The organism is Nitrospira moscoviensis (assembly GCF_001273775.1).
Taxonomy (GTDB): domain Bacteria; phylum Nitrospirota; class Nitrospiria; order Nitrospirales; family Nitrospiraceae; genus Nitrospira_D; species Nitrospira_D moscoviensis.
The window spans coordinates 2874962-2893001 of sequence record NZ_CP011801.1 but is presented as its reverse complement, the minus strand read 5'-3'; the positions used below and the strand labels follow the sequence as shown (position 1 = coordinate 2893001).

Genomic DNA, 18040 nt, shown 5'->3' with positions numbered 1-18040 from the left:
AGTTACAGGCCTGATCAAGGGGTGGATGCCTTCGAGGCGAAGGCTCGGTTGAGTAGGGATTGAATATCGTTGTTGGAGGCGCTTGGTTTCGGTGTTTCATGTGCCCGGATGGTGCGTTGGGAGCCCATCCGCTTGATGGGTTGAGGTGTACGGGTCACACGGCGGCCTTTCATTCTTCCCCAGTCCGCGAGCTGTTTTCTTAAGATGCTTTTGATGATATGACCCCGTTTGCGAGCCGGCAGTGACCAGATCCAACGCCGGAGGGCAACGTCGGACGGATCTTCTTCGTTGAAATAGAGCCGGTAGATGCGATGCCCCTTCTCCGGCTCCTTCCTCATATGGTCCCTCCTACACGAAGCATATCCTCATCTTGAATTGATTCCCCCTGGTGATCCTGCTCGGACTGTGTCGGATGGACCGCATTGTTCGTGACCGTTCGTTGGTAGACCCAACGGCCGAAGTGCAGATAGCCACAAGCGTTCGCGTATTGCGAGTCTCTGAGAAATTCCACTTTCCCTCGGAATGCTGATAGATAAGGCTTGAGCATCAATGCTCCTCCGCCGCAGAAAATGACCCGGTCAAAGGACGGAGCGCCTGGTCCCCAGAGTCTGGCCATTTCGCCGAGGATGCGTTCGGCAAATGGTTTGAGAAGGGGTTGGATGGTCTCATCGATGACCTTTTGGGCGAGATTGTCCCCTTTGACCTTTATCGGGCGAAGACCTTGAATCGCGAGATCGACTTCGTAGGGATCGATTGCTCTTTCATGCTGGTGAGTCAAGCTCTCGGCAACGCGGGCGAAGAGTTCTGTGACGCCCAGGACCTTGCCGCATGAGAGGTCGCTCAGAAATTGGCGATTGGACATGCCGACGAACTCGGTCGTGCGCATGCCGATATCGACGAAGGCGTTTCGGCCTTCCTCAGAACCGGGATGCGCAGCGATCGCAGCGAAGAACGCCCCTACCCCCTGAGGGAAGACCGTAACCTGGTTCGTGCGAAGTCCCTTCCGGACTACCTCTGCCACCTGAGTCTGGGCCGCTGCAGACGCATACACATGGAGCGGAAGGCCTGTGAACACGTGGGCGCCTTCGGGCACATGGCGTGCGGCAAATGCCACGAGCGCCTTAAACGTGGGAGAGGTCCACCACCCGTCATATTGTTCGCGGAACCTCCAGCCGGCCTGGACTGCTTCCTCGCCAACGACATAATCGGCTCCCTCGACCTGAACGGCGCTCTTTGAGAGCGAGAGACCCAGGTCGATCGAGGTGACGGCAACCGGTGCCACTAGCGAGGGATAGATGATGCGTTGCCCGTCTTCGAAGACAATTTTCGTGTACCCATAGCCCACGTCAAGACCGATGAACGACACCTCTCCGTTCGGTTGGTTCGGTGAATGTCTAACGCCTGATGTCATTCCTGCCTTGGCGGTCGCCCTTGTGCGAGTTGCCATATAGCGCTCCTTTAGTTCGACTGGTTGGTAGTAACGGATAATCTGGCTTCTCGCCTCTCGTATTACTGACCAGACGCTAGAGAGTCTCCCAGGATTCCAGGAAACCATCAAAGTCACCAAGCCAAAGCGGGAGCAGGGAAGTGCGAACAAGTTCAATGGACATACAAGATGAATATCATCCATAGGTTATATGGTGAAAGCGATGTACGCTGAAGGTCTAAGGAAGGTCGCTCTATCCTTTATATATAGGTGTATAAGGCGGGCCCTCCCTGTCGAGGTTGCCTCAATGCCCGGGTCAGCCGGTTGAGGGCGACTGTCTGGAGCAGTTCTAAGCTCCACGAGATCAAGGAGTTTGGAGGGTCGGTCTCAAAGCAGTAATACCTCTACATCCGAATTGCCATAAGACCGAGGGATACCGCGATGGTTCCCTTCAGAGTGAACCCCCTTATTAAGGGGCTGTACGGGGTTGCGAGCTGTTCGCATTTCCTGGTCGAGGTTGCTGACGGGATTGTGCTCAAGACGTTCGTACATAACAGATATGAATATACTGTCCTGAACTCACGAGGCGACGGAGGGAAAGTAAATCGGGATGGGGAACGGGTCCGGGGAAGTGAAGGCATCTCCTGTTTCTGACGGCGCGTTGCCGGTAGGGCCTATTGATGGGACTCAGGTGTCGAACGCGCTCCAACCTCCCTCTGAAAGCTCAAGCGACACAGGCAAACGAATCAGGATTCGGATGTACTGCGAGGAGGTGGATACCTTGTTTGTCCGGGCAGAGGCGGAGTGCCCAGAGGCAGTGCCGTTCATGTATCAGCGTGCTTGTAGGTACGGGATGGCAAGCCAGCGCTGGGTGAAAACGGAAAAGCAAATAGAAATGTGGCTGCGAAAGAATTACCGCACGATGCCCACCCGGATAGCAGACTATCTCATCGCCTACCACAAAATCGACCCACGAATGAAACCGTTCCTCATAAACCTTGCCAGAAAGGTCAAGGCCAGGTTTCGGATGAGAAGGAATCGGGGAATAATCGAAGTCCGTGTCGTCGACGGGAAAGAGCAACTATGTGATGTTGGGCAGACAGCAGTGAGCAGACGGGACGTGGATCCATGATGGGGAGCGCATTGCGGCAGCAGTGGATCCTGATCCGACGATTCGGAGAGAGCGCCACCGAGCTATGTGTCCTGCCGGTGCGAAGCGCCGGCCCACTCCTATGCCGTCCATGTGCGCGATATGGACGTGTCGGAGAGCGGCGAGTGCCCGCATCGTGGGCGCGAAGCCGCGACATTGGGACAGAGCGGCGTGCTCCCGCTCGATCTGTGGCAGCCCGGGGGAAGCCGGTTGTCTTAGAAGCGTGGTATGGTAGGCATGTCCACTCGCCTGAGAAGCGTTAGCGACTCAGTGCCGCCCGGATAGTGTTGAAAGTGTGAGTGCGGGCTTGCTCTTCTTCTCGTGCCTGCACTTCCTTGATCCGGAAATGCCGGCGGGCGAACGAGTCGACCTCCTGATGAGCCTTCCCCTTCAGCTTGTCCAGAATCCCCTGTGAGATCTGCATCTCGAACCGCATCGTGGCCTCCTTGGTGAGACGATAGTCACCTTCGTGATCTCCTGCCGCCGTCCGCGGCGGCCTTCTTTTCGGTCGGAAGCAATTCAGCATCCAGGGCGGTGGAAGGACCGATGTCACGTGCGTCCATCGAGAAAGCGGTCGGGCCAGGTTGCCACCGCATACTCGATAATGAGGTGCGTGTGGCAGGGCATGCCATCACGACAATAGCAGAGCAATCGGACTTCCGGTTGCGCGGCCAGAGTGTTCCAGACAGCATCAGGAACACGCGCGAGGATCGCAGTGTATTGTGCGACGTACTGCACCCAAGTCACTTCCCCACGCTTCCACCCCATCACCATGGGCCACGTCGGGGCGAAGGATCGCCACAGTCCGGTAGCAGACTTCACGGTCGTATCGATGCCGATCACGCCCGGCCTGATTTGTCCGCGGGTCAGCACAGTCATGGCGCACCTCCTTGCATCACCCAGGAGGTGTGGTCTACGAGCGCAGCGAGTCTGACCAGTGTCTACCGGCAGCGGCCGAGCGGATAGTGCGGCGGAATATGGATGAAGAGCGTACGACGAGCCGTTCGTCTGTCCTGGCCCAGGCAGGCGTAGATCGCAATCGTGCCGAGGACGGTACCCAGGGTGACCGAAGCAGCCATGAATTGCAGGATAGCGGCGAAGGCGAAGTCGAAGATGTTCATTGTGAACCTCTGAATAAATCGGTGCCGAGAGGGAGGCCATGTTAGTCCCCATGGCCCAGGGTGGAGAGCGACAGACACGCTCTCGAAACACAACAGGCGGCTCCATGGTCTGAAGCCGCCCGCTTTGAGCTGGATCAGCTCTGGGTGGTCGTGCGAGCCTTGCGCTTAACTTCGGCGGAGAAAGCGACGATCTCATGCTTCGCGCGCTTCTGGCCATCCTCGGTTTCCCAGCGACGCTGTTGGAGTTTGCCGATGATGCCGATCCAATCGCCTTTTTGGCCTTCACCGGCGAACTTCTCGCCGTCGGGGCCATACATGACGACCGTGACCCAGCATTCCCGCTTCCGCACCTCCCCTTGGACCGGATACTCCTCAGTGCTGCAGAGGTCGAACGTGGTCACAGCCTGGCTGTTGGCTCGGTAGCGGATCTCCGGGTTCCTCGCAAGCCGTCCGGTCATCTCGAGCTTGTTCGTATCTTTGAATAGTTTCCGGTCTGCTCCGGAATCAACGGTAGCAGTGCTCATCGCAACACTCCTTTTCATGGGTGAACAAAGGCCCTGCAGGAATGCAGAGCAATAGAGAACGACAGGCCTGGGCCTCGGCCGTTCACCGAAGTCGACATGCAATGTGGTCTGATTCGTGAGATACCCTGTCATCACTTCGGACATGCTGCCCGCGCAGCGGGCCCGATGTCCGTTCAGGGAGTTGGACGGTGGAAAAAAAGACGTGCGCGGAAGGGCGGGTTTCACATGACGGGATCAGGAGTCGAGCTCGCGGGAATAGGAAGAGCAGGACTCTCGGCTGCCGCGCGGTTGGCGAGTTGATCAACCAGTTCATTCATCGCAATGCCACGGTGTGCTTGAACCTTCTGCCAGGTGATCTCAAGCGGTAGGGCTTTGACGAACCGGGCATACTCGCGGGTCGGAGGGGTATTGGCCCGCCAAGCGCCGGTTGGCCAGGCGGCGATACCTTCGTAATCGTGGTACACCGTGACCTGCTTGTACCCGTTGAGAACACACCAGGTCAGCGCGCGGGTGGCGGCCTCGAGTTCGGCTCCGACGTTGCGATGTTCGAATGCGCCGCTCTGCAGAAGGCTGCCGGAGTCACGGTGCAATTCCCGATCACCTTGCTGGATGACGAACGACCACCCGAACCGGTACCCGAGCGGTGCCTGGAGACAGGCGCCGTCCACCCAAACCTGGATCACCGACGGCTCGATGGTCAGCGTGTCGTGACCGCTCGGAGCAGCAGAGTTCCCACCGGAAATGCACTGCCATACCTCAGTTATGGATGATCGAATCGCCGGTGGACAGGAGTGCAATTCATCAGGGACCAGAGTGGGGCCGCGTTTGCCGACATACAGCTTGATAGCTCCGAGACTGGGTCCGTTCTGCATCTGGACAAGTAGTTTCGCAGCGTACTGGTTATTCATCGACGGGCCGGGCGTGGCGATGATCCCTTGCTCTTTCAGTCCGCTGGTCATGGCATCTGCCAAATCCTGGAGCGTCATGGTGTCCTCCTTGCTGTTCGTTTACCAGAGACGCCGGGCCGGAGACAATGCCCGCGCAGCGGGCCAGATCGAGACCCACGGTTGAAGAAGCGTGAACAAGGTGGTGCATCGGTCGTGCTCATGCCAGGAATCCGCCTTGGTCGATGCATCGGGCGTCGTGACTGTAGAACGATAAGCCGTCCGCAGGGAGTGGCATGCTGGCGACATCAACCATCTGGATCGTGAACGGTCGGCCGAGAGCTCTCCGGCGAAAGACTCTCAGGAGTTGCTCGATCGACGTAGCACCTGGACACACTTCCAGGCGACGCTCCCTCGTGTCCTGGTATTCGAGGATCCAAACTTGTGCGATCCGAGGAGCGAAGGGGGCCGAATCGGAGTAATGGAGATAAGACGACAGACTGGCGATGGTGGTTCGAACTGGAGGCACAACATCCGCAGCCCGGCTGTTGGTAGGGCGGTTGGCTTGCGCGGCGCGGATGCCGTCATAGATGTGCTGAGCTTTCTGCGACCACATGGGATTGATCGGTCGTCCTTGAAAAGCAGCTTCCGCCGCTTTCCGTTCGTCGTGGGTAAGAGGCGGATGATCAAGAGTCATGGAAGATGCCTCCTGGCAGATGAAGCGAAGTCCGACAATGTATCGAGCCAGTGATCAACGGTTGCGGGATCGACAGGCTTGCGCGGGTCCAACCGAAGGAGTGGCCGGCCTAGGTCGGTTAGTTTTCTCACAGCATTGGCGGTACCACCGGAAGATCCATCCCATACCGCGATGGCCGCATGACATCCGCTCACCATCTCGGAATTCCTCCGCTGAAGCGCGGCGATAATGTCGGGCTTTGTCCTCACAGACGGACCGACGCGGACTTCGGAAGCGTCGGCTACCAACTGGCGGTAATGCTGTTGAGCATCCGAAGGCCACAACCGTTCCTGTCCGGGGAAAGGGATGTAGGCGATGTAGGGGATGGAGAGGCCACGGCAGACTTCCGCGAACCACTGGTCGACGCCTTGGGCCATACCCGTGATGCCCACACAGGAGGCGAATCGGTGCCGCGCCTTGGCCATAATGTCATGGAGCTCTTTACGGATGCGCCTGGCGATGGGATTGACGGTGTAGCCGCCTAACTTGCCGGGTCTGTGGCCGGAGACCATGATGGAGAGGACCATGCTGATCGCCTCCTTCTCTGGATACTTGCTTCTGCCTGTAGAGGTGATCAGCAGACCGGCTTGGCCGCCCTGCGGCCCTGAGGGGCACTCGGCATCACGACCGTCTGGTGGAAGCTAGGAGACTTGAAGGGCCCGAGACGTGGCCTCGACCAGACGGAGATTCTGGTTTCCCGTTTGCGACCGCCCGAACGCTTGAGTCAGCAGCTGGTCGGTTTGGTCAGTGGAATCCAAACGGATATCCGGGACCGCCGCGAGCAGCGATGTCGCGGGCACGATGACGCCGTATTCCCGGGCCAGTTCAAGAAAGTCCCAGAGCAGCGGTTCGGGACTCCGTTGGAGTTCTTCAAGCGCCCCGGCGTGGCCGATGAGGATGAGCTTTCCTTTCGCGCGCGTGATCGCGACGTTGATGAGCTTGTGCGGCGCCGCATCTTCGCGTCCCCACCCGAGCATGGTCCGTGCGATGTTGGCCGTCGTGACCGTGTCGAAAATGACGACATCGCTCTGGCGTCCTTGGAAGCGGTGGACGGTGCCGGCCTGAACCAAGTCTGCCAGCCTTTGAAGGCGGAGCAATCGTTCGATCAGATGGACCTGGGCGCGATAGGGCGCGATGATGCTGACGGTGGGCGCCTCACGCGGGGTCGAGACGGTTTGCATGGCAAGCCGCACAGCGAGCATGGCGTGGTACAGGTTATAAGGCGACCCTCTGCGGTCCCGTTTGGTCACGGGATCGGCGCGGGCCGTGTCCAAGACGATCAAGGGGTGACCGGGAGCGGGCGCATAGGCCGTCAAGGGCCGACGGGCTGCCGCCATGTGGGCGGCCGACTGATAGGCGAGGCCGGCGCGGGCGTACAGGCGCGCGGCAACCCGCGCGATATCCGGATGCATCCGGTACTGGGTGGCGAGCGATACGACCCGCTGATCCTGTCCGGACGTGATCTGCGCGATCTGATAAATATCTCTCGCGAGCCACGCTTTGGTGTGCGCGGTCTTGGCCGCTGTGATTGGGGGCAGTTGGAGATAGTCGCCGACGATGATCAGCTTCTTGGTCGCGAGACACGAGGCGGCAAAGACGGCGGGCGGCAAGCCCATACTCGCCTCATCCAGGATCAGGACGTCGAACCGTTCGGGACTAAGCAATGTGGAGGCATAGGTCCGGGTCAAAGTTGTCGCAATGATCCGGCTTCGGTTGATGATCGTGCGTTCGATCTCCGCAATGCGCCGCTCTCCATCAGTGACGGTCTGCCGGAATTCGCGCATTTTGTTCTGCGTGACGCGGACCAGCAGTTCGAGTTCATCAAGGGTGAAGTTATCCGCGGAAAAGTGGAGGTGCTCTCTGGTTGCTCGCTCCCGTTCCTGAGCGTCCTGGATGAGTCGCCGTGATTGGCGCAGATCTTGTTCGAGCATCCGGAGGGCCGCATACCGCCTGGCTTGCTCAGGAGTTTCTTCCAGAATGAATTGTTGCGTCTGCGCGATCAGTCGCCGTTTCAGTAGCCGGATCACAAAGGGCAGGGCCCGCAGGGACGCCAGGCGGTGATGGGCCTCCTCCAACTCGCTTCGAACCCTTGCGATCGTGTTGAGGAGCCGCTCCTCATAGGCGACGAGCAGGTCATGCCGTTGCTGGAGCTCGGTGATGGTCCGCTTGCAGGTGCTGATCTGCAGAGTATTTTGGAGCAGGCTTTCAACCCCGGGCAGGTCGGCTTCCAACGCAGCGAGCTGGCTGCGGAGGGGCTCAAGTGTCTCCTCGATGGCCATGGTGTGCTCCGCCGTCAGAGCCTCGAGGTTGACCCGTTGGCTTCGCTCGAAGCTGTCAGGGCTTGGAGTTCCTACGCGAACGATCGTTCCGGTGGGACAATCCGGCACCTTATCGAGCACAAGGTCGAGGATGTGATCGATGGCGGTGTTCGTCGGAGAGCAGATCAGGATCCGCTGCTCAAGATGCAGGAAAGCCTGGGCAAGGGCACTGATCAATTCGCTTTTCCCGGTTCCCGGGGGACCGAGCACGAACAGGAGATCGTCCTGTAGCGCGCGTGCGAAGGCTGCGGTTTGTTCTGTATTCAGGCAGGGGGGTGCGGCAATTCCCGCGGAATACACGAGTCGGGGCACGGCATCGGGCTGAAAGGCTTTCAGCGCGAGCGCCGTGTTGAAGTGGGCCGGCTGCCGGAGGATCTGGACCAGTCGTTTGTCCAGGGCTTGCAAGAGCTTGATGGAGTCGAAGGCGAGATGAGCGTGTGGAATCTCCGGGGTCAGCTCGGTATCTACCGCCAGTGCGAGGCCGTCCACGGAGAACCCGACGATCCGGCAAGGATGACGCTGGTCGTTCAGCATGAGAGAGGGATGGGCGTCCTCCAGAATGTGGTCAGGAATTGGCTGGCAGTCGAAGAGGAAATAGGAGGTCCGCCCGGCACGGTGTTGAAGGCGGCCGTTGCGAATCAAGACAGTGAAGCTGTCCGAATGGCCGAGGGGCTGCCGAGCCTGCAGCTCGTCCGCGATGGCCTGGCGAAAGGATTCAATCATGCGGACAAGCGGGGAGTGGTGGTCCGCATGGTGCACTTCTGGGGCAGTCCATCCTGCCGAAGTCTGCATGACATCTCCCTTGAGGCCGAAGATAAACGCACAGAGCATCGGGTGATTGAATCTGCGCTCGGGACGAGCGCCATAGGGAGGACGGACAAAGACCAAGAACAACGTGGAGCCGCGTGGCGTTGTCGCGTGAAGCCGCTATGTCGGTACACGAACGATCTGAAACCAGCCGAGGCCAGTGAGCGGAGTGTTCGCACCGGGTGGGTGAGGTGTGATTGGAGTTAAGAGCGTTCAGTTCCGGTCACGCGAGGTTGGTCTCAGTTATGCATAGTGGCCGCCAGAAAAAATTTCTCGATGCATTCGCCAAACTCTTGCAACTGGCCGCGCAGAGCCGTAGGATAAGTTCACTTTACTTTTTTTAGTAGGCACTCGCCGAATCATCTCATTGCCGGTGAACTTCACGCGGCAGAACCTTTCTCAATTCTTCTCATCATCGTGACGCTGTCGTTTCACGACTGATCATCGTGGACAGCGCACGGTCCCTTCAGCAGCGACTGCGTGCCCTGCGCACGAACAGCTCCACTCTTCACACAGTTCAACATCATCCCCAACATTCATCTGACCGCCGGCTCATGTGAGTCAGACGCCCGTCGTCTGTCTTCACATGGATGCGTTTCCTTAATCGAATCGCACAGGCAGCGGCTTCACCCACAGGAAAGGAGGATATCATGACAGTGCCATAATCAGGTCACCGGCAGGACAGCGCCGCTCACAACCTTCCAGTTCCTCAAAACCATCCTTCCATTTGTTCTCTGCTGCATCAGATCCAGTCACCTCATAGCAATCACAGACATCGCATGACTCAACCTGGGCTCCGGCCCCTTGTTGTGCTCAGCACATCATTATTGCGGAGGTACGCCTATGGCAGGCATGAGCAAGAACGAAAAACAGGCGTGGGAAATGCTTCTCGGGGACATTCGGCATGCGCGACGAACCTATCGGCACTTGATGGAACGTGCGCAGAGCGAACCGGAGAAAGTGCGGTTGTACCTCAGTACGCTCGATGACGAGATGATTCTGGGAGATGGCCTGTTGGGAAAACTGCGGCAGGTCGTCTCAGGTCAGGACGCCAATGGGCATTGGCACCCGCTCTCGACATGAGAGACAGGTGTAGATGATCGTCGGTCCCTTCCCGTTCATCTCAAGTTCCCACAGCTCACAATCTTCTCGCGAACCTTTCGGAAGCAGCGTGTTGAGTCGAGTCTGACATGTGGGACACAAGACCGGCTTCGGCTGGAAGTTCCAATAGCGCAGCACTCGATCGAACCAGTCGCGCATGCGTCGCTTGAGGTCCTCGCGTCCGGTGTCACTGCTCTGTGACTCCTTCAACAGGACCTCAGCTTCATCGTGGAGAGGCCCGCTGAGCGGGATTTCGACTCGGTAGGCTCTCATCGATTCACGATGTACTGCAGCGCAGGCGGATTGTCCATCCTTGTCACTCATCAGGAGACCATCATGGAGAGCCATCACAAATGGAACGACTACTTCAGGTCCCATCGCGCCTTCATCCTCGCGACGCTGTTCGAACCGGATCGGGTTCACACGGTAGCGGGGGACGTACTCTGCGAAGTCGATGGGAAGCTAGTGAAGGTCCGCACGCTCGTGGACCAGATTCAAAAGCAAACAAGAGGGCAGTCGACGCTTCCGGAAACCTGGGAGTTCGACTTCGCCCGGAGAGTTGTCGCACAGGCGGCAAGGCTTGGGCGCTTCGAGCGCGAAGCCTTGATGACGTTTGCCCGTTACAGCCCAAGGGATCTGCCAAGGTTGTCGCAGGAAGCTCATGAAGCGGTCGTGACTGCCTGGCAGACCCTCTATGCGGAACCGATTTGCCAACGTTGCCCCAATCACCCTCACACACCATCGAAGGAGACATGACCATGACCACAACAACCACATCGAAGCTCACAGCGATTCGGACCATTCTTCGCAAGGCCATTCTGGCTCCACGAGCGCATGCGACCCGTGTCGCACGTCTAGACAAGGAGGATGTGCAGGCGTTGCTCGAGGAGTGCCGGACTGGGAACCACAGAATCCACCCTGTCAATCTCTACAACCTGGAACAGCGATTGGCAGAGATGGAGGAAGTGGACTGGTCAAACCGGCTGATGCAGACGGCTCGCACTCCATTGGAGAATCGCTATGATGAAGAACATCAACCGACCGAACCCAGAGTCCCGGTTCTCCGCCGTCGATACCGCAGTGTGTATGTCACGCTGCGCGACGGACGTCGCGCACGCCGGTTGGATACCTCACGGGCGATGCCATTGTGCGGCCTTCAAGCGCCGGTGGTGTTGTCGGAAGAGGAACGACGAGGCGGAACGTGGATCACTGGTCCTCGGCAGTGTCCGATGTGCTTCGGATATCACCTGCCGAGGCCACAACCGGAGAATCAGAACCTCTTAGCTCGCGCATCGGTATCCACACAACCGGCATGCCCGCGATGCAAGGCGTCGGTGGTGCTGGAACGGGTGGTCTCCGGGACTTCAGAATCCGGAATCCTGGAGCGCAGCTGTCTGTGCGGGTGGAGGGAGACAACGACACTGCTGTCAGCGGAAGACCAAGCTCAGAACGAGCTGGCGTTATCGCGGGCGGCCGTGCGGGATGACGACCAGGAACCTGATCCAATGTTTAGCGACGTCGCCAGGGAATTTGCCGAGGTGGCGGCGTTGGGATCAGTGGAAGCGGAGGATTTGCGCTTCGGCGAGGTGACGGAGGTCGATCGGGAGGAGGATCAAGACCCAGAGAAGACGGATGCGGCACCCCTCTCGACCGATGAGAGATCCGATGAGGAACCAATCGAGGAATCCTCCGACGGAGCAGCATCAGCAGCTGAGGACGTATCCGAGCAGGAGGATGCCGATGACATGCTCATCGCGCTCCAGAACCGATTCTGGCAAAGCCTCTCAGTCAGGGCCTTGCGTTGTGGACTTCTTGAAGCCACGATACTCGGCCGCCTGTCGGGGAGCCGAACGGATCTGGTGTGGGCGGCCGCATCGGCCACGGCCGAATCCTGTGTCAGGATGAAAGAGAGGGAGCAGCGTGAGGTCGCGCATTGGCTGGTCGCCGCGCCGGAGGATGTCCTCTGGAAGCTATTGCCGGAATCTGACCTCTTGACCGAGATCACAACCGAGGGAATGCAGCGGGTCCTGCCGCCGATTTCGGTGAAAATCGAGCGGTGGAAGTATTCCTGCCGCGTCAAACTCGCGCGCTTCATCTATCCGCAGGCTGGAATCCGGATTCTGGGTCCGAAGTTTGGAGTGTCCCAGGCCGTGTTCCAGAAGGCCTGTGGCAGGTGACAGGGGACGAGACTGAAGGAATTCTGCACTCAGGGCGGTGCGGAGTTCCTTCCGGTCTCCCTACAGGTGAGGGAGTGCGTCCAGCTCGATCGTGAGGATCGGGGGATCGCACTCCCTTTTTTTTGTCCGCTTACGCGGCCCGTTGCATCGCCGACCTCGGCAGGTTGCCGAAGTTGATCGTCCTGGCGTTGAGCTCGATGTACGTCACCGAGGCCTGACCGTCAGTCTCTCGCGTCCGGGTTTGAAGGTTGCCTTCCACGTAGACTTCCTGGCCCTTGACCAGGTTGCGGCAGCTCTCGGCAAGCCTGCCCCAGACGACGACCGAGAAATAGCTCGAGGGCCGCTTCTCGCCGGTCTTTCTGGACGGGAGCCCGTCGACCGCGAGGCGCAGGTTGCACACCGACTTGTCGGCGACCGTGCGGATGACCGGGTCGGTGGTGAGACGGCCGTTGATGGTGCCTTTGGCAAACGTACGCATGTGAACATACCTCCAACATGTGAGTGGTGAGTGAACAACAAGACATGACGCTCAATGCGTCACGCCAGTCACCTGGCTGACCCGGTTACCCGTTGTGCGCACCCAAGTACGCGTGCGCATGGCAATCAGGGTCCGGGAAAGCAGAGTTGCGGTGAACTTCTGTGCCGCTTGGGGAGCTCAGGCGGCGTAGACCTGAGGAGAGGAACGTATGGGGGCGGGAGTGGTCCCAGGCAGCATGCCGCATTGCACGGCGACGGAACGCAGCGCTTCTTCGCTCAATCCATGGTCCTTCGAAAGAAGGCGGCAGCCGGCTTCCTTCGAGCGGAAACGTCGGAGCTGCTCTTTAAAATACTTGATGAGCGGGAGCAGCAGGGGATCTGTCGGTTGAAAGGCTGCAGGGCTCGGGTGCCGCAGCATCGGATGGTGCGCGTCCGGATCGCCGGCCAGTAGGGACAAGTCCTCATCGGATAACGTGAGGAGCCACTCGGAGATGGCCTTGGAGTCTTCCTCGCTGAGGGAGCGCGGAGACACCTCAAGGATCCGGCCGGCCGCTGCCCACAAGGCCATACGCGACTCGGTATGGTCGACGCCACGGAGGGCCAGGTCGATCAGCTTCTTCCGGAGGGGATGGCTGGTCAGGAAAAGGTCGAATGCAGGCTTGTGCATGCGGTCGCCGAGATCGGCGAGGTCTTGCGACGTGTGGACGAGGAGGTCGGCAAGCTCCTCTTCATGGAGATCGAGCCCTTTGACGCAGTCTTCGCCGTCCTGGGCGTCCATTAGATGGCTGTCGGGATCGCCCTCGACATTCTCCTCGCTGAGGTCGTCTTCGGATGAAGGGAATGTGACTTCCAATTCTCCCTGGGCGAAGAGCATGCTGGCGATCGCATCCTCGTTAAGGTCCATTTCCTCGTCGGTGAGCTGGTCGGCCGCAGCATAGTAGTCATACCGGCCACAGAGAAGGCACCGGCTGTGGTCGGGCCCATCAGGAATATAGGAGGAGGCTTTGGGCGCCTGGCACTTGGGGCAGGTTTCCGAGGGGGACTGGCTAACTGCGACTGCTCCAGCCTCAGAGGTGGTCGCCGCGATTGGAGGCAGATGTTTCCCCTGACAGCCCGGGCACAGCCTGTAGCCGAGTCTCCTGTGGTTCCGGACTTTCGCCTCTTCGAGGGAGAGGACGCCCGCGATGCCGCAGAGGAAGTAGACACGATGAGCGTCGAGGATGAGGACTCGCCGGCCGTTGGGGAGCACGGCGAACCGGGGCGCGCCAGCCCTCTGTGAGCGTTTGATGATCAACGGGAACTCTGGTTTGGGATCCTCGTCCGCGAACCGGGTTTCTCCGGACAGCCGGCGTTCCTGGTCTCGGCGTGCCCACTGCTCCAGATGGGCGGTATGCAACTCGCCCAGGAAATTGACCACGACCTCTTCGTCGTCGGTCGGGAGCAACACATAGCGGTCGTAGAGAGGGGGAAGGGTGTCTTCCGGATCGAAGGCTGGCTCGGCAATGAGCTCTGGCGGGTACAAGTCTGCAAGGCACGTTGCACATTCCATAGGATGCTCCTCCAACAGAGTTGATCAGTCACACAATACGGTCAGGCAGATGGGCCACGCTTGCCGCGTCAAGCCGCAGCCGACTCGACAGGTTCAGCCGGTTTCGGTTGCTTGGCTTTGGGTCCGAGGATCAGCAATCGCGGATCGATGACGATCACGGTGACAGCCTTATGCCGGACTCCCTCCTTTATATAGGTCCGGATCTGGGGATTCCCGGTCAGTTTCACGTGCTGCCCTTTCTCCAGCGTGTTGGCTAGCTTCTCCGATGCACCGAGGACCTTGATGTCCCAGTATTCCGGGTCGTCGGCCTTGGCATAAAACCCGTTGGAGTGCACCGCGATCGAAAACTCAAGGGAGGATCCTTCCTGGTGCTGGAACAATTCGGGCTTATGCGTGATGCGACCGGAAAGCGTCAGAATCTTGATGTCCTGCTCAGCCATGGCAACCTCCTTCAACAAAGATAAAGATCATGGACGCACAGACATGTCAGGCAGGCTGGAGCACTGCCCGCTTGCGGGCCATCCGAGAATTGTCTCGTTCACAAAGGAGGATCTATTGTTCGAGTGGCTGAGGCGCGGGAGAGGGCGCGGGCAAGGGCCGCTGCAACACACACAGGTGCAACTTGTTGAGGAACGCACGGGCTTGATCGACCGACCAGGCAGCGCGCGCTTCTGCTTCGATCTTGGGATCTGGGTTCGCGGGGGCGAATCGGACGATCACAGCCTCGGCCCCCGCCATGAAGCCGCCTTGGAGCAGAGCTTCCGGCGCGACCTTGCCGGCCATGATGTCCTCGATGATGATACCCGGATGCTGGCCGTCGGATCGTTCCGGGTAGAAGGTTCCGCACAGTTCCCCCATCCGTTGCCAGTGCGACTCATCGATCGTCCAGCAGTTGATCGCCCCGCCTCTCGGCGCATCGAACATGTGCCAGGAGCTGTTGCCCTTGGCGATATCGTGCTCGCGGCAAAACTCGTGAATGCGGGTCCAATCAAAGACACTGACAACGGCGATCCAAGGGCGGGTGTTGTTCATGGTGACTCCTGCTGGTGGGGAAGAAGGAAAGGTTAATCTCGGCGCTGCTGCTCGATCTGGGCATGAAGGCGAGCCAGCCGTGACTCGAAGGACTCTTTCAACGGGCCCTGCAAGCAGTCCGGCGTCCGGGCAAACTCCGTCCATTGTTCGTAGAACAGATCGAACCACGCCTTCTGGGAATCGGGGGACGGAATCTGGGCGATCAGCCGGAGACACTGGTCGAAGCGTTCGCTCGAGAATCCCGCCGCGCGGCCGGAGCGGAGGAGGATTCCGAGCTGCGATTCGAGGTCGACTTGGTCGGGTGCGGTGGGATGCATGGACCGAGTATCCTGCTCCTGGCGTTGAATCGTCAAGGGAGCGTCGGGCTGGGAGCGTGCAGCAGGTTGTGCAATGAGTCTCTACACTTTCAAGGTAGCGATTTCAAAATGAGAGCTGAATGGGTTGATGAACTTCACGCCTTCGAGCAATGAACCGTCGCTGAAATCCTCACTCAGCACGTTCGGCACGCCGTGTATCTTAGCCGCGGCCCACACTAAACTATCCCAATATGCCAGACGGTGGCGTTGGTGTCCGCGCACAGCCTCGAGCACGATCAGCGATGTGAGATCATAAATGATCCAGGAACGGGCATAGTTGGTGAGACTGCGTTCCGCTTCCGCGGCGGTCAAGGGCGGTGAGAGTTTCTGGGTTACAACCACGAAGAATTCGCTCAGGATCTGCGGCGTGAGTGCGCCGATTTGGCGAGCGGCTAATGTGTCCAGCAAGGCGATGGCGCGTTCACGCTTGGAACCCGCCTGAGCGTCGTAGGCGTAGACCAGAACGTTCGTGTCAACGAGAAAAGCGGCCGATCCGTTCATCGTAGAGCTCCTTGCGGGTCCACCGGCGCTCATGGGCGCGTGTCTTGACCCGGGCTCGGCGCTTGATGAATCTCAGTTCGGTCTGCCAGGCTTGTCGGTCCAAGGGAACTGCGGCGGGTTGGTGGCTGAGCTGGGTGATGCCCTGCCGGATAAGATCTGATTCCGTCACACCAAGTTTCTTGGATCGCTGCTTGAGAAGGCGGTCCTGGTCGGGTTCCAGATAGACTTGCTTTCGTACCATATGGCTCATGTTGAGCTCCTTATACATCGTTTATACATCAACCTATTGTAGAGGTCAACCTCGTATCACTCGCCAGCTCATTGGGAAGAAGTATTCTCCCATGTCATGATCGTTGATCCTGTTGGCTAATCCCCAGCGGACCACTCGCTTAGAAAGATGAGGCGCGGCGGACGGCGCCCGAGAGTTCGACCGGCACGTAGTGGGAGCCCTTCTCGGAAGCGTGGAACTGGTAGGCCTGTCCTTGCTGATCCAGATTGATATAGCGCCGGCTCCAGATGTGCTTGTACAGAAAAATGCGGGTTCCGCTCTCGCAGAGCACTTCCCCCATGAACATGAACTGCGCGACCGTCTTCTCAGGCAGGACCTTGAGGATAGGGTCCCACAGCGGTCGATCTGGACAGTGTTGCTCAATGACTTTCAGCGGATTCATAGTGTGACCATAGTGTTTGGATAAAGCCGGGATGGCTGAGTGAACCGACCAGTCCAGCCGTTATGGGCTACTGATCGTCCTCCTCTTCATCAAATGGGCCGTGCATGGAGACCTCCTTGTGAAGGGGTGAAAGAACGAAGAGCGGCCCAGGGGATTCTGGTTTCGCTCATTTTCTGTACTACTGACTTGGGTAAGGCCGAGGAAACTCTTCGGGAAGGCTTCTGATGTTGTTACGAACCTGGATGCACAATAAGGAAGCGATCATCCCATAAGACGTGCAAGATAGGGGCGACATCCTTCCACAAAAGTCCACCGAGCCCACAGCCCAGGCGAGGGCAGTAGATCGTGTTGGGTCTGTAGTAGTCGGCGAGATGAACAGCTTCTCGTGCAGTTCGTTCGATGAGTCCGAGACTCGAGGGTTGCGTCCATGCTTCCTTCGTGGGCAGTGTCACAAGCTGGAATTCATGCCAGTAGTAGGAATGGTTTCCAGAAGTGCGCAGTTTCTCTCCGAGAAGAGTAGGCAGGTTCGGGAAGCGGTTCGCAGCCGGCAAGGCGACGCCGGCACCCATGACCGCTCGGCCATCCCGCCGGCGATCACCGTTGACCGGGATACCGATGCAGAAGCCTTGATCGTGAAAGTCCCACAGGTTGCCTATGAGCTCTTGCATAGCGGTTGACCTCCTCGGACAGACGGAATCGAGGCGATTCCTGCCCGCCGCGGGCCCGCTTCCACTGTGATTTGCCTCCGAACCCTTCGACTGCGGGGAACCGAGAGGTCAGGCGGTGGTTCGGGGCAGAGGGAGCTAGAACATGTTCTCGTGGCAGGTTTCCAAGGTGGAATGGGTCTGGCGAGAAGATGGATCTGGGTAGACGGTGAAGATGGACGGTGTTGCGCCACCTTGGGAGGACTTCGTTGAGTCGCTGCAACTCACGGGAGGGACGGCATCATGTTTCGTGTCTTTGTAGGAGAAGAACCAATCGGGAAAACCCTGCGCGGCAGGAAAAGGGTAGTCACCGTCATACAAAGAGCCGAACACGGGAAGGCTTGCGGACGAGATCTGGGCAGAGCAGAGAGGAGGAATGGAAGTGTTGGAGCAGACGTACCCGCTGTAGGGCACGCTTAGCGGAGAGTGCGAAAGCAGCCAGAGCGCGATGTATAGATCGGCGGGGGACATGATAACGAAATTCTAGGCTCAGTTAGTTCCAGGAG

23 protein-coding genes are annotated in these 18040 nt (G+C 58.9%); 5 read left to right on the top strand and 18 right to left on the bottom strand.

Annotated elements, in window-relative coordinates; all coding sequences use genetic code 11:
• Positions 1-14: 14 nt before the first annotated feature.
• Together NITMOv2_RS14105 and NITMOv2_RS14100 are read right to left on the bottom strand one after the other, a co-directional pair.
• Complete coding sequence (locus tag NITMOv2_RS14105) at positions 15-338, bottom strand: hypothetical protein (protein WP_053380476.1); 324 nt, start codon at positions 336-338, stop codon at positions 15-17.
• Positions 335-1447, bottom strand: a complete 1113-nt coding sequence (locus NITMOv2_RS14100) for a ParM/StbA family protein (RefSeq protein ID WP_053380475.1) — start codon at positions 1445-1447, stop codon at positions 335-337. The genes NITMOv2_RS14105 and NITMOv2_RS14100 overlap by 4 nt, the downstream gene beginning before the upstream one ends.
• Positions 1448-2036: 589 nt before the next feature.
• On the opposite strand from NITMOv2_RS14100, the gene NITMOv2_RS14095 reads away from it, so the two are divergent.
• Together NITMOv2_RS14095 and NITMOv2_RS23995 are read left to right on the top strand one after the other, a co-directional pair.
• On the top strand, positions 2037-2558 hold the full coding sequence (locus NITMOv2_RS14095) for a hypothetical protein (protein WP_145976347.1): 522 nt from the start codon (positions 2037-2039) through the stop codon (positions 2556-2558).
• Positions 2559-2624: 66 nt separating this feature from the next.
• Entirely contained in the window at positions 2625-2795 is a 171-nt protein-coding gene (locus NITMOv2_RS23995) for a hypothetical protein (RefSeq protein ID WP_187299218.1), read from the top strand.
• Positions 2796-2835: 40 nt separating this feature from the next.
• On the opposite strand, the gene NITMOv2_RS23990 is transcribed toward NITMOv2_RS23995, so the two are convergent.
• The 7 genes from NITMOv2_RS23990 to NITMOv2_RS14060 all read right to left on the bottom strand — a co-directional run bounded on the left by NITMOv2_RS23990 (position 2836) and on the right by NITMOv2_RS14060 (position 8951).
• Positions 2836-3012, bottom strand: coding sequence for a hypothetical protein (locus tag NITMOv2_RS23990; RefSeq protein WP_187299217.1), 177 nt, complete (start codon positions 3010-3012; stop codon positions 2836-2838).
• A 113-nt stretch (positions 3013-3125) separates the two neighbouring features.
• Positions 3126-3455, bottom strand: coding sequence for a DUF488 family protein, N3 subclade (locus tag NITMOv2_RS14090; protein WP_053380473.1), 330 nt, complete (start codon positions 3453-3455; stop codon positions 3126-3128).
• 62 nt (positions 3456-3517) lie between these two features.
• Positions 3518-3697 (bottom strand): hypothetical protein, encoded by a 180-nt coding sequence (locus NITMOv2_RS14085; protein ID WP_053380472.1) that lies wholly within the window; start codon positions 3695-3697, stop codon positions 3518-3520.
• Between the two features lie 134 nt (positions 3698-3831).
• Positions 3832-4221 carry a single-stranded DNA-binding protein gene (locus NITMOv2_RS14080; protein WP_053380471.1) on the bottom strand — a complete coding sequence of 130 codons (390 nt, stop codon included), beginning with the start codon at positions 4219-4221 and terminating at the stop codon, positions 3832-3834.
• 221 nt (positions 4222-4442) lie between these two features.
• Positions 4443-5207 (bottom strand): RNase H family protein, encoded by a 765-nt coding sequence (locus NITMOv2_RS14075; RefSeq protein WP_053380470.1) that lies wholly within the window; start codon positions 5205-5207, stop codon positions 4443-4445.
• A 591-nt stretch (positions 5208-5798) separates the two neighbouring features.
• Positions 5799-6368 carry an SLOG family protein gene (locus NITMOv2_RS14065; protein WP_053380468.1) on the bottom strand — a complete coding sequence of 190 codons (570 nt, stop codon included), beginning with the start codon at positions 6366-6368 and terminating at the stop codon, positions 5799-5801.
• A 114-nt stretch (positions 6369-6482) separates the two neighbouring features.
• Entirely contained in the window at positions 6483-8951 is a 2469-nt protein-coding gene (locus tag NITMOv2_RS14060; RefSeq protein ID WP_187299216.1) for a DEAD/DEAH box helicase, read from the bottom strand.
• An 858-nt stretch (positions 8952-9809) separates the two neighbouring features.
• On the opposite strand from NITMOv2_RS14060, the gene NITMOv2_RS14055 reads away from it, so the two are divergent.
• The 3 genes from NITMOv2_RS14055 (at position 9810) to NITMOv2_RS24485 (ending at position 12244) form a co-directional block, all read left to right on the top strand.
• Positions 9810-10049, top strand: a complete 240-nt coding sequence (locus NITMOv2_RS14055) for a hypothetical protein (RefSeq protein WP_053380466.1) — start codon at positions 9810-9812, stop codon at positions 10047-10049.
• A 354-nt stretch (positions 10050-10403) separates the two neighbouring features.
• Complete coding sequence (locus tag NITMOv2_RS14050; RefSeq protein WP_053380465.1) at positions 10404-10823, top strand: hypothetical protein; 420 nt, start codon at positions 10404-10406, stop codon at positions 10821-10823.
• Positions 10820-12244: a hypothetical protein gene (locus NITMOv2_RS24485; protein ID WP_145976346.1), complete on the top strand. Its 1425-nt coding sequence runs from the start codon at positions 10820-10822 to the stop codon at positions 12242-12244. Before NITMOv2_RS14050 ends, NITMOv2_RS24485 begins: the two co-directional genes overlap by 4 nt.
• Positions 12245-12374: 130 nt before the next feature.
• Here the strand turns inward: NITMOv2_RS24485 and NITMOv2_RS14040 are convergent, their stop codons facing one another.
• From NITMOv2_RS14040 to NITMOv2_RS14000, 9 genes are all read right to left on the bottom strand, one after another.
• Positions 12375-12722: a single-stranded DNA-binding protein gene (locus NITMOv2_RS14040; RefSeq protein ID WP_053380463.1), complete on the bottom strand. Its 348-nt coding sequence runs from the start codon at positions 12720-12722 to the stop codon at positions 12375-12377.
• Positions 12723-12899: 177 nt separating this feature from the next.
• Positions 12900-14270, bottom strand: a complete 1371-nt coding sequence (locus NITMOv2_RS14035) for a hypothetical protein (RefSeq protein ID WP_053380462.1) — start codon at positions 14268-14270, stop codon at positions 12900-12902.
• 68 nt (positions 14271-14338) lie between these two features.
• Positions 14339-14710: a single-stranded DNA-binding protein gene (locus NITMOv2_RS14030; protein ID WP_053380461.1), complete on the bottom strand. Its 372-nt coding sequence runs from the start codon at positions 14708-14710 to the stop codon at positions 14339-14341.
• A gap of 112 nt (positions 14711-14822) precedes the next feature.
• On the bottom strand, positions 14823-15302 hold the full coding sequence (locus NITMOv2_RS14025) for a hypothetical protein (protein WP_053380460.1): 480 nt from the start codon (positions 15300-15302) through the stop codon (positions 14823-14825).
• 32 nt (positions 15303-15334) lie between these two features.
• On the bottom strand, positions 15335-15619 hold the full coding sequence (locus tag NITMOv2_RS14020; protein WP_053380459.1) for a hypothetical protein: 285 nt from the start codon (positions 15617-15619) through the stop codon (positions 15335-15337).
• 81 nt (positions 15620-15700) lie between these two features.
• Positions 15701-16159 (bottom strand): PIN domain-containing protein, encoded by a 459-nt coding sequence (locus tag NITMOv2_RS14015; RefSeq protein ID WP_053380458.1) that lies wholly within the window; start codon positions 16157-16159, stop codon positions 15701-15703.
• Positions 16131-16409: a ribbon-helix-helix domain-containing protein gene (locus NITMOv2_RS14010; protein ID WP_053380457.1), complete on the bottom strand. Its 279-nt coding sequence runs from the start codon at positions 16407-16409 to the stop codon at positions 16131-16133. Before NITMOv2_RS14010 ends, NITMOv2_RS14015 begins: the two co-directional genes overlap by 29 nt.
• A gap of 139 nt (positions 16410-16548) precedes the next feature.
• Positions 16549-16830, bottom strand: a complete 282-nt coding sequence (locus tag NITMOv2_RS14005; protein WP_053380456.1) for a hypothetical protein — start codon at positions 16828-16830, stop codon at positions 16549-16551.
• Positions 16831-17060: 230 nt separating this feature from the next.
• The gene (locus NITMOv2_RS14000; RefSeq protein ID WP_053380455.1) at positions 17061-17498 is read right to left on the bottom strand and encodes a macro domain-containing protein; all 438 of its coding nucleotides are present in this window, start codon (positions 17496-17498) and stop codon (positions 17061-17063) included.
• Positions 17499-18040: the final 542 nt, after the last annotated feature.

Excerpts from the sequence above, each read along its gene's own strand:
- NITMOv2_RS14105 (WP_053380476.1), bottom strand. The coding sequence starts at position 338 with ATGAGGAAGGAGCCGGAGAAGGGGCATCGCATCTACCGGCTCTATTTC.
- NITMOv2_RS14100 (WP_053380475.1), bottom strand. The coding sequence starts at position 1,447 with ATGGCAACTCGCACAAGGGCGACCGCCAAGGCAGGAATGACATCAGGC.
- NITMOv2_RS14095 (WP_145976347.1), top strand. The coding sequence starts at position 2,037 with ATGGGGAACGGGTCCGGGGAAGTGAAGGCATCTCCTGTTTCTGACGGC.
- NITMOv2_RS23990 (WP_187299217.1), bottom strand. The coding sequence starts at position 3,012 with ATGCGGTTCGAGATGCAGATCTCACAGGGGATTCTGGACAAGCTGAAG.
- NITMOv2_RS14090 (WP_053380473.1), bottom strand. The coding sequence starts at position 3,455 with ATGACTGTGCTGACCCGCGGACAAATCAGGCCGGGCGTGATCGGCATC.
- NITMOv2_RS14085 (WP_053380472.1), bottom strand. The coding sequence starts at position 3,697 with ATGAACATCTTCGACTTCGCCTTCGCCGCTATCCTGCAATTCATGGCT.
- NITMOv2_RS14080 (WP_053380471.1), bottom strand. The coding sequence starts at position 4,221 with ATGAGCACTGCTACCGTTGATTCCGGAGCAGACCGGAAACTATTCAAA.
- NITMOv2_RS14075 (WP_053380470.1), bottom strand. The coding sequence starts at position 5,207 with ATGACGCTCCAGGATTTGGCAGATGCCATGACCAGCGGACTGAAAGAG.
- NITMOv2_RS14065 (WP_053380468.1), bottom strand. The coding sequence starts at position 6,368 with ATGGTCCTCTCCATCATGGTCTCCGGCCACAGACCCGGCAAGTTAGGC.
- NITMOv2_RS14060 (WP_187299216.1), bottom strand. The coding sequence starts at position 8,951 with ATGCAGACTTCGGCAGGATGGACTGCCCCAGAAGTGCACCATGCGGAC.
- NITMOv2_RS14055 (WP_053380466.1), top strand. The coding sequence starts at position 9,810 with ATGGCAGGCATGAGCAAGAACGAAAAACAGGCGTGGGAAATGCTTCTC.
- NITMOv2_RS14050 (WP_053380465.1), top strand. The coding sequence starts at position 10,404 with ATGGAGAGCCATCACAAATGGAACGACTACTTCAGGTCCCATCGCGCC.
- NITMOv2_RS24485 (WP_145976346.1), top strand. The coding sequence starts at position 10,820 with ATGACCATGACCACAACAACCACATCGAAGCTCACAGCGATTCGGACC.
- NITMOv2_RS14040 (WP_053380463.1), bottom strand. The coding sequence starts at position 12,722 with ATGCGTACGTTTGCCAAAGGCACCATCAACGGCCGTCTCACCACCGAC.
- NITMOv2_RS14035 (WP_053380462.1), bottom strand. The coding sequence starts at position 14,270 with ATGGAATGTGCAACGTGCCTTGCAGACTTGTACCCGCCAGAGCTCATT.
- NITMOv2_RS14030 (WP_053380461.1), bottom strand. The coding sequence starts at position 14,710 with ATGGCTGAGCAGGACATCAAGATTCTGACGCTTTCCGGTCGCATCACG.
- NITMOv2_RS14025 (WP_053380460.1), bottom strand. The coding sequence starts at position 15,302 with ATGAACAACACCCGCCCTTGGATCGCCGTTGTCAGTGTCTTTGATTGG.
- NITMOv2_RS14020 (WP_053380459.1), bottom strand. The coding sequence starts at position 15,619 with ATGCATCCCACCGCACCCGACCAAGTCGACCTCGAATCGCAGCTCGGA.
- NITMOv2_RS14015 (WP_053380458.1), bottom strand. The coding sequence starts at position 16,159 with ATGAACGGATCGGCCGCTTTTCTCGTTGACACGAACGTTCTGGTCTAC.
- NITMOv2_RS14010 (WP_053380457.1), bottom strand. The coding sequence starts at position 16,409 with ATGAGCCATATGGTACGAAAGCAAGTCTATCTGGAACCCGACCAGGAC.
- NITMOv2_RS14005 (WP_053380456.1), bottom strand. The coding sequence starts at position 16,830 with ATGAATCCGCTGAAAGTCATTGAGCAACACTGTCCAGATCGACCGCTG.
- NITMOv2_RS14000 (WP_053380455.1), bottom strand. The coding sequence starts at position 17,498 with ATGCAAGAGCTCATAGGCAACCTGTGGGACTTTCACGATCAAGGCTTC.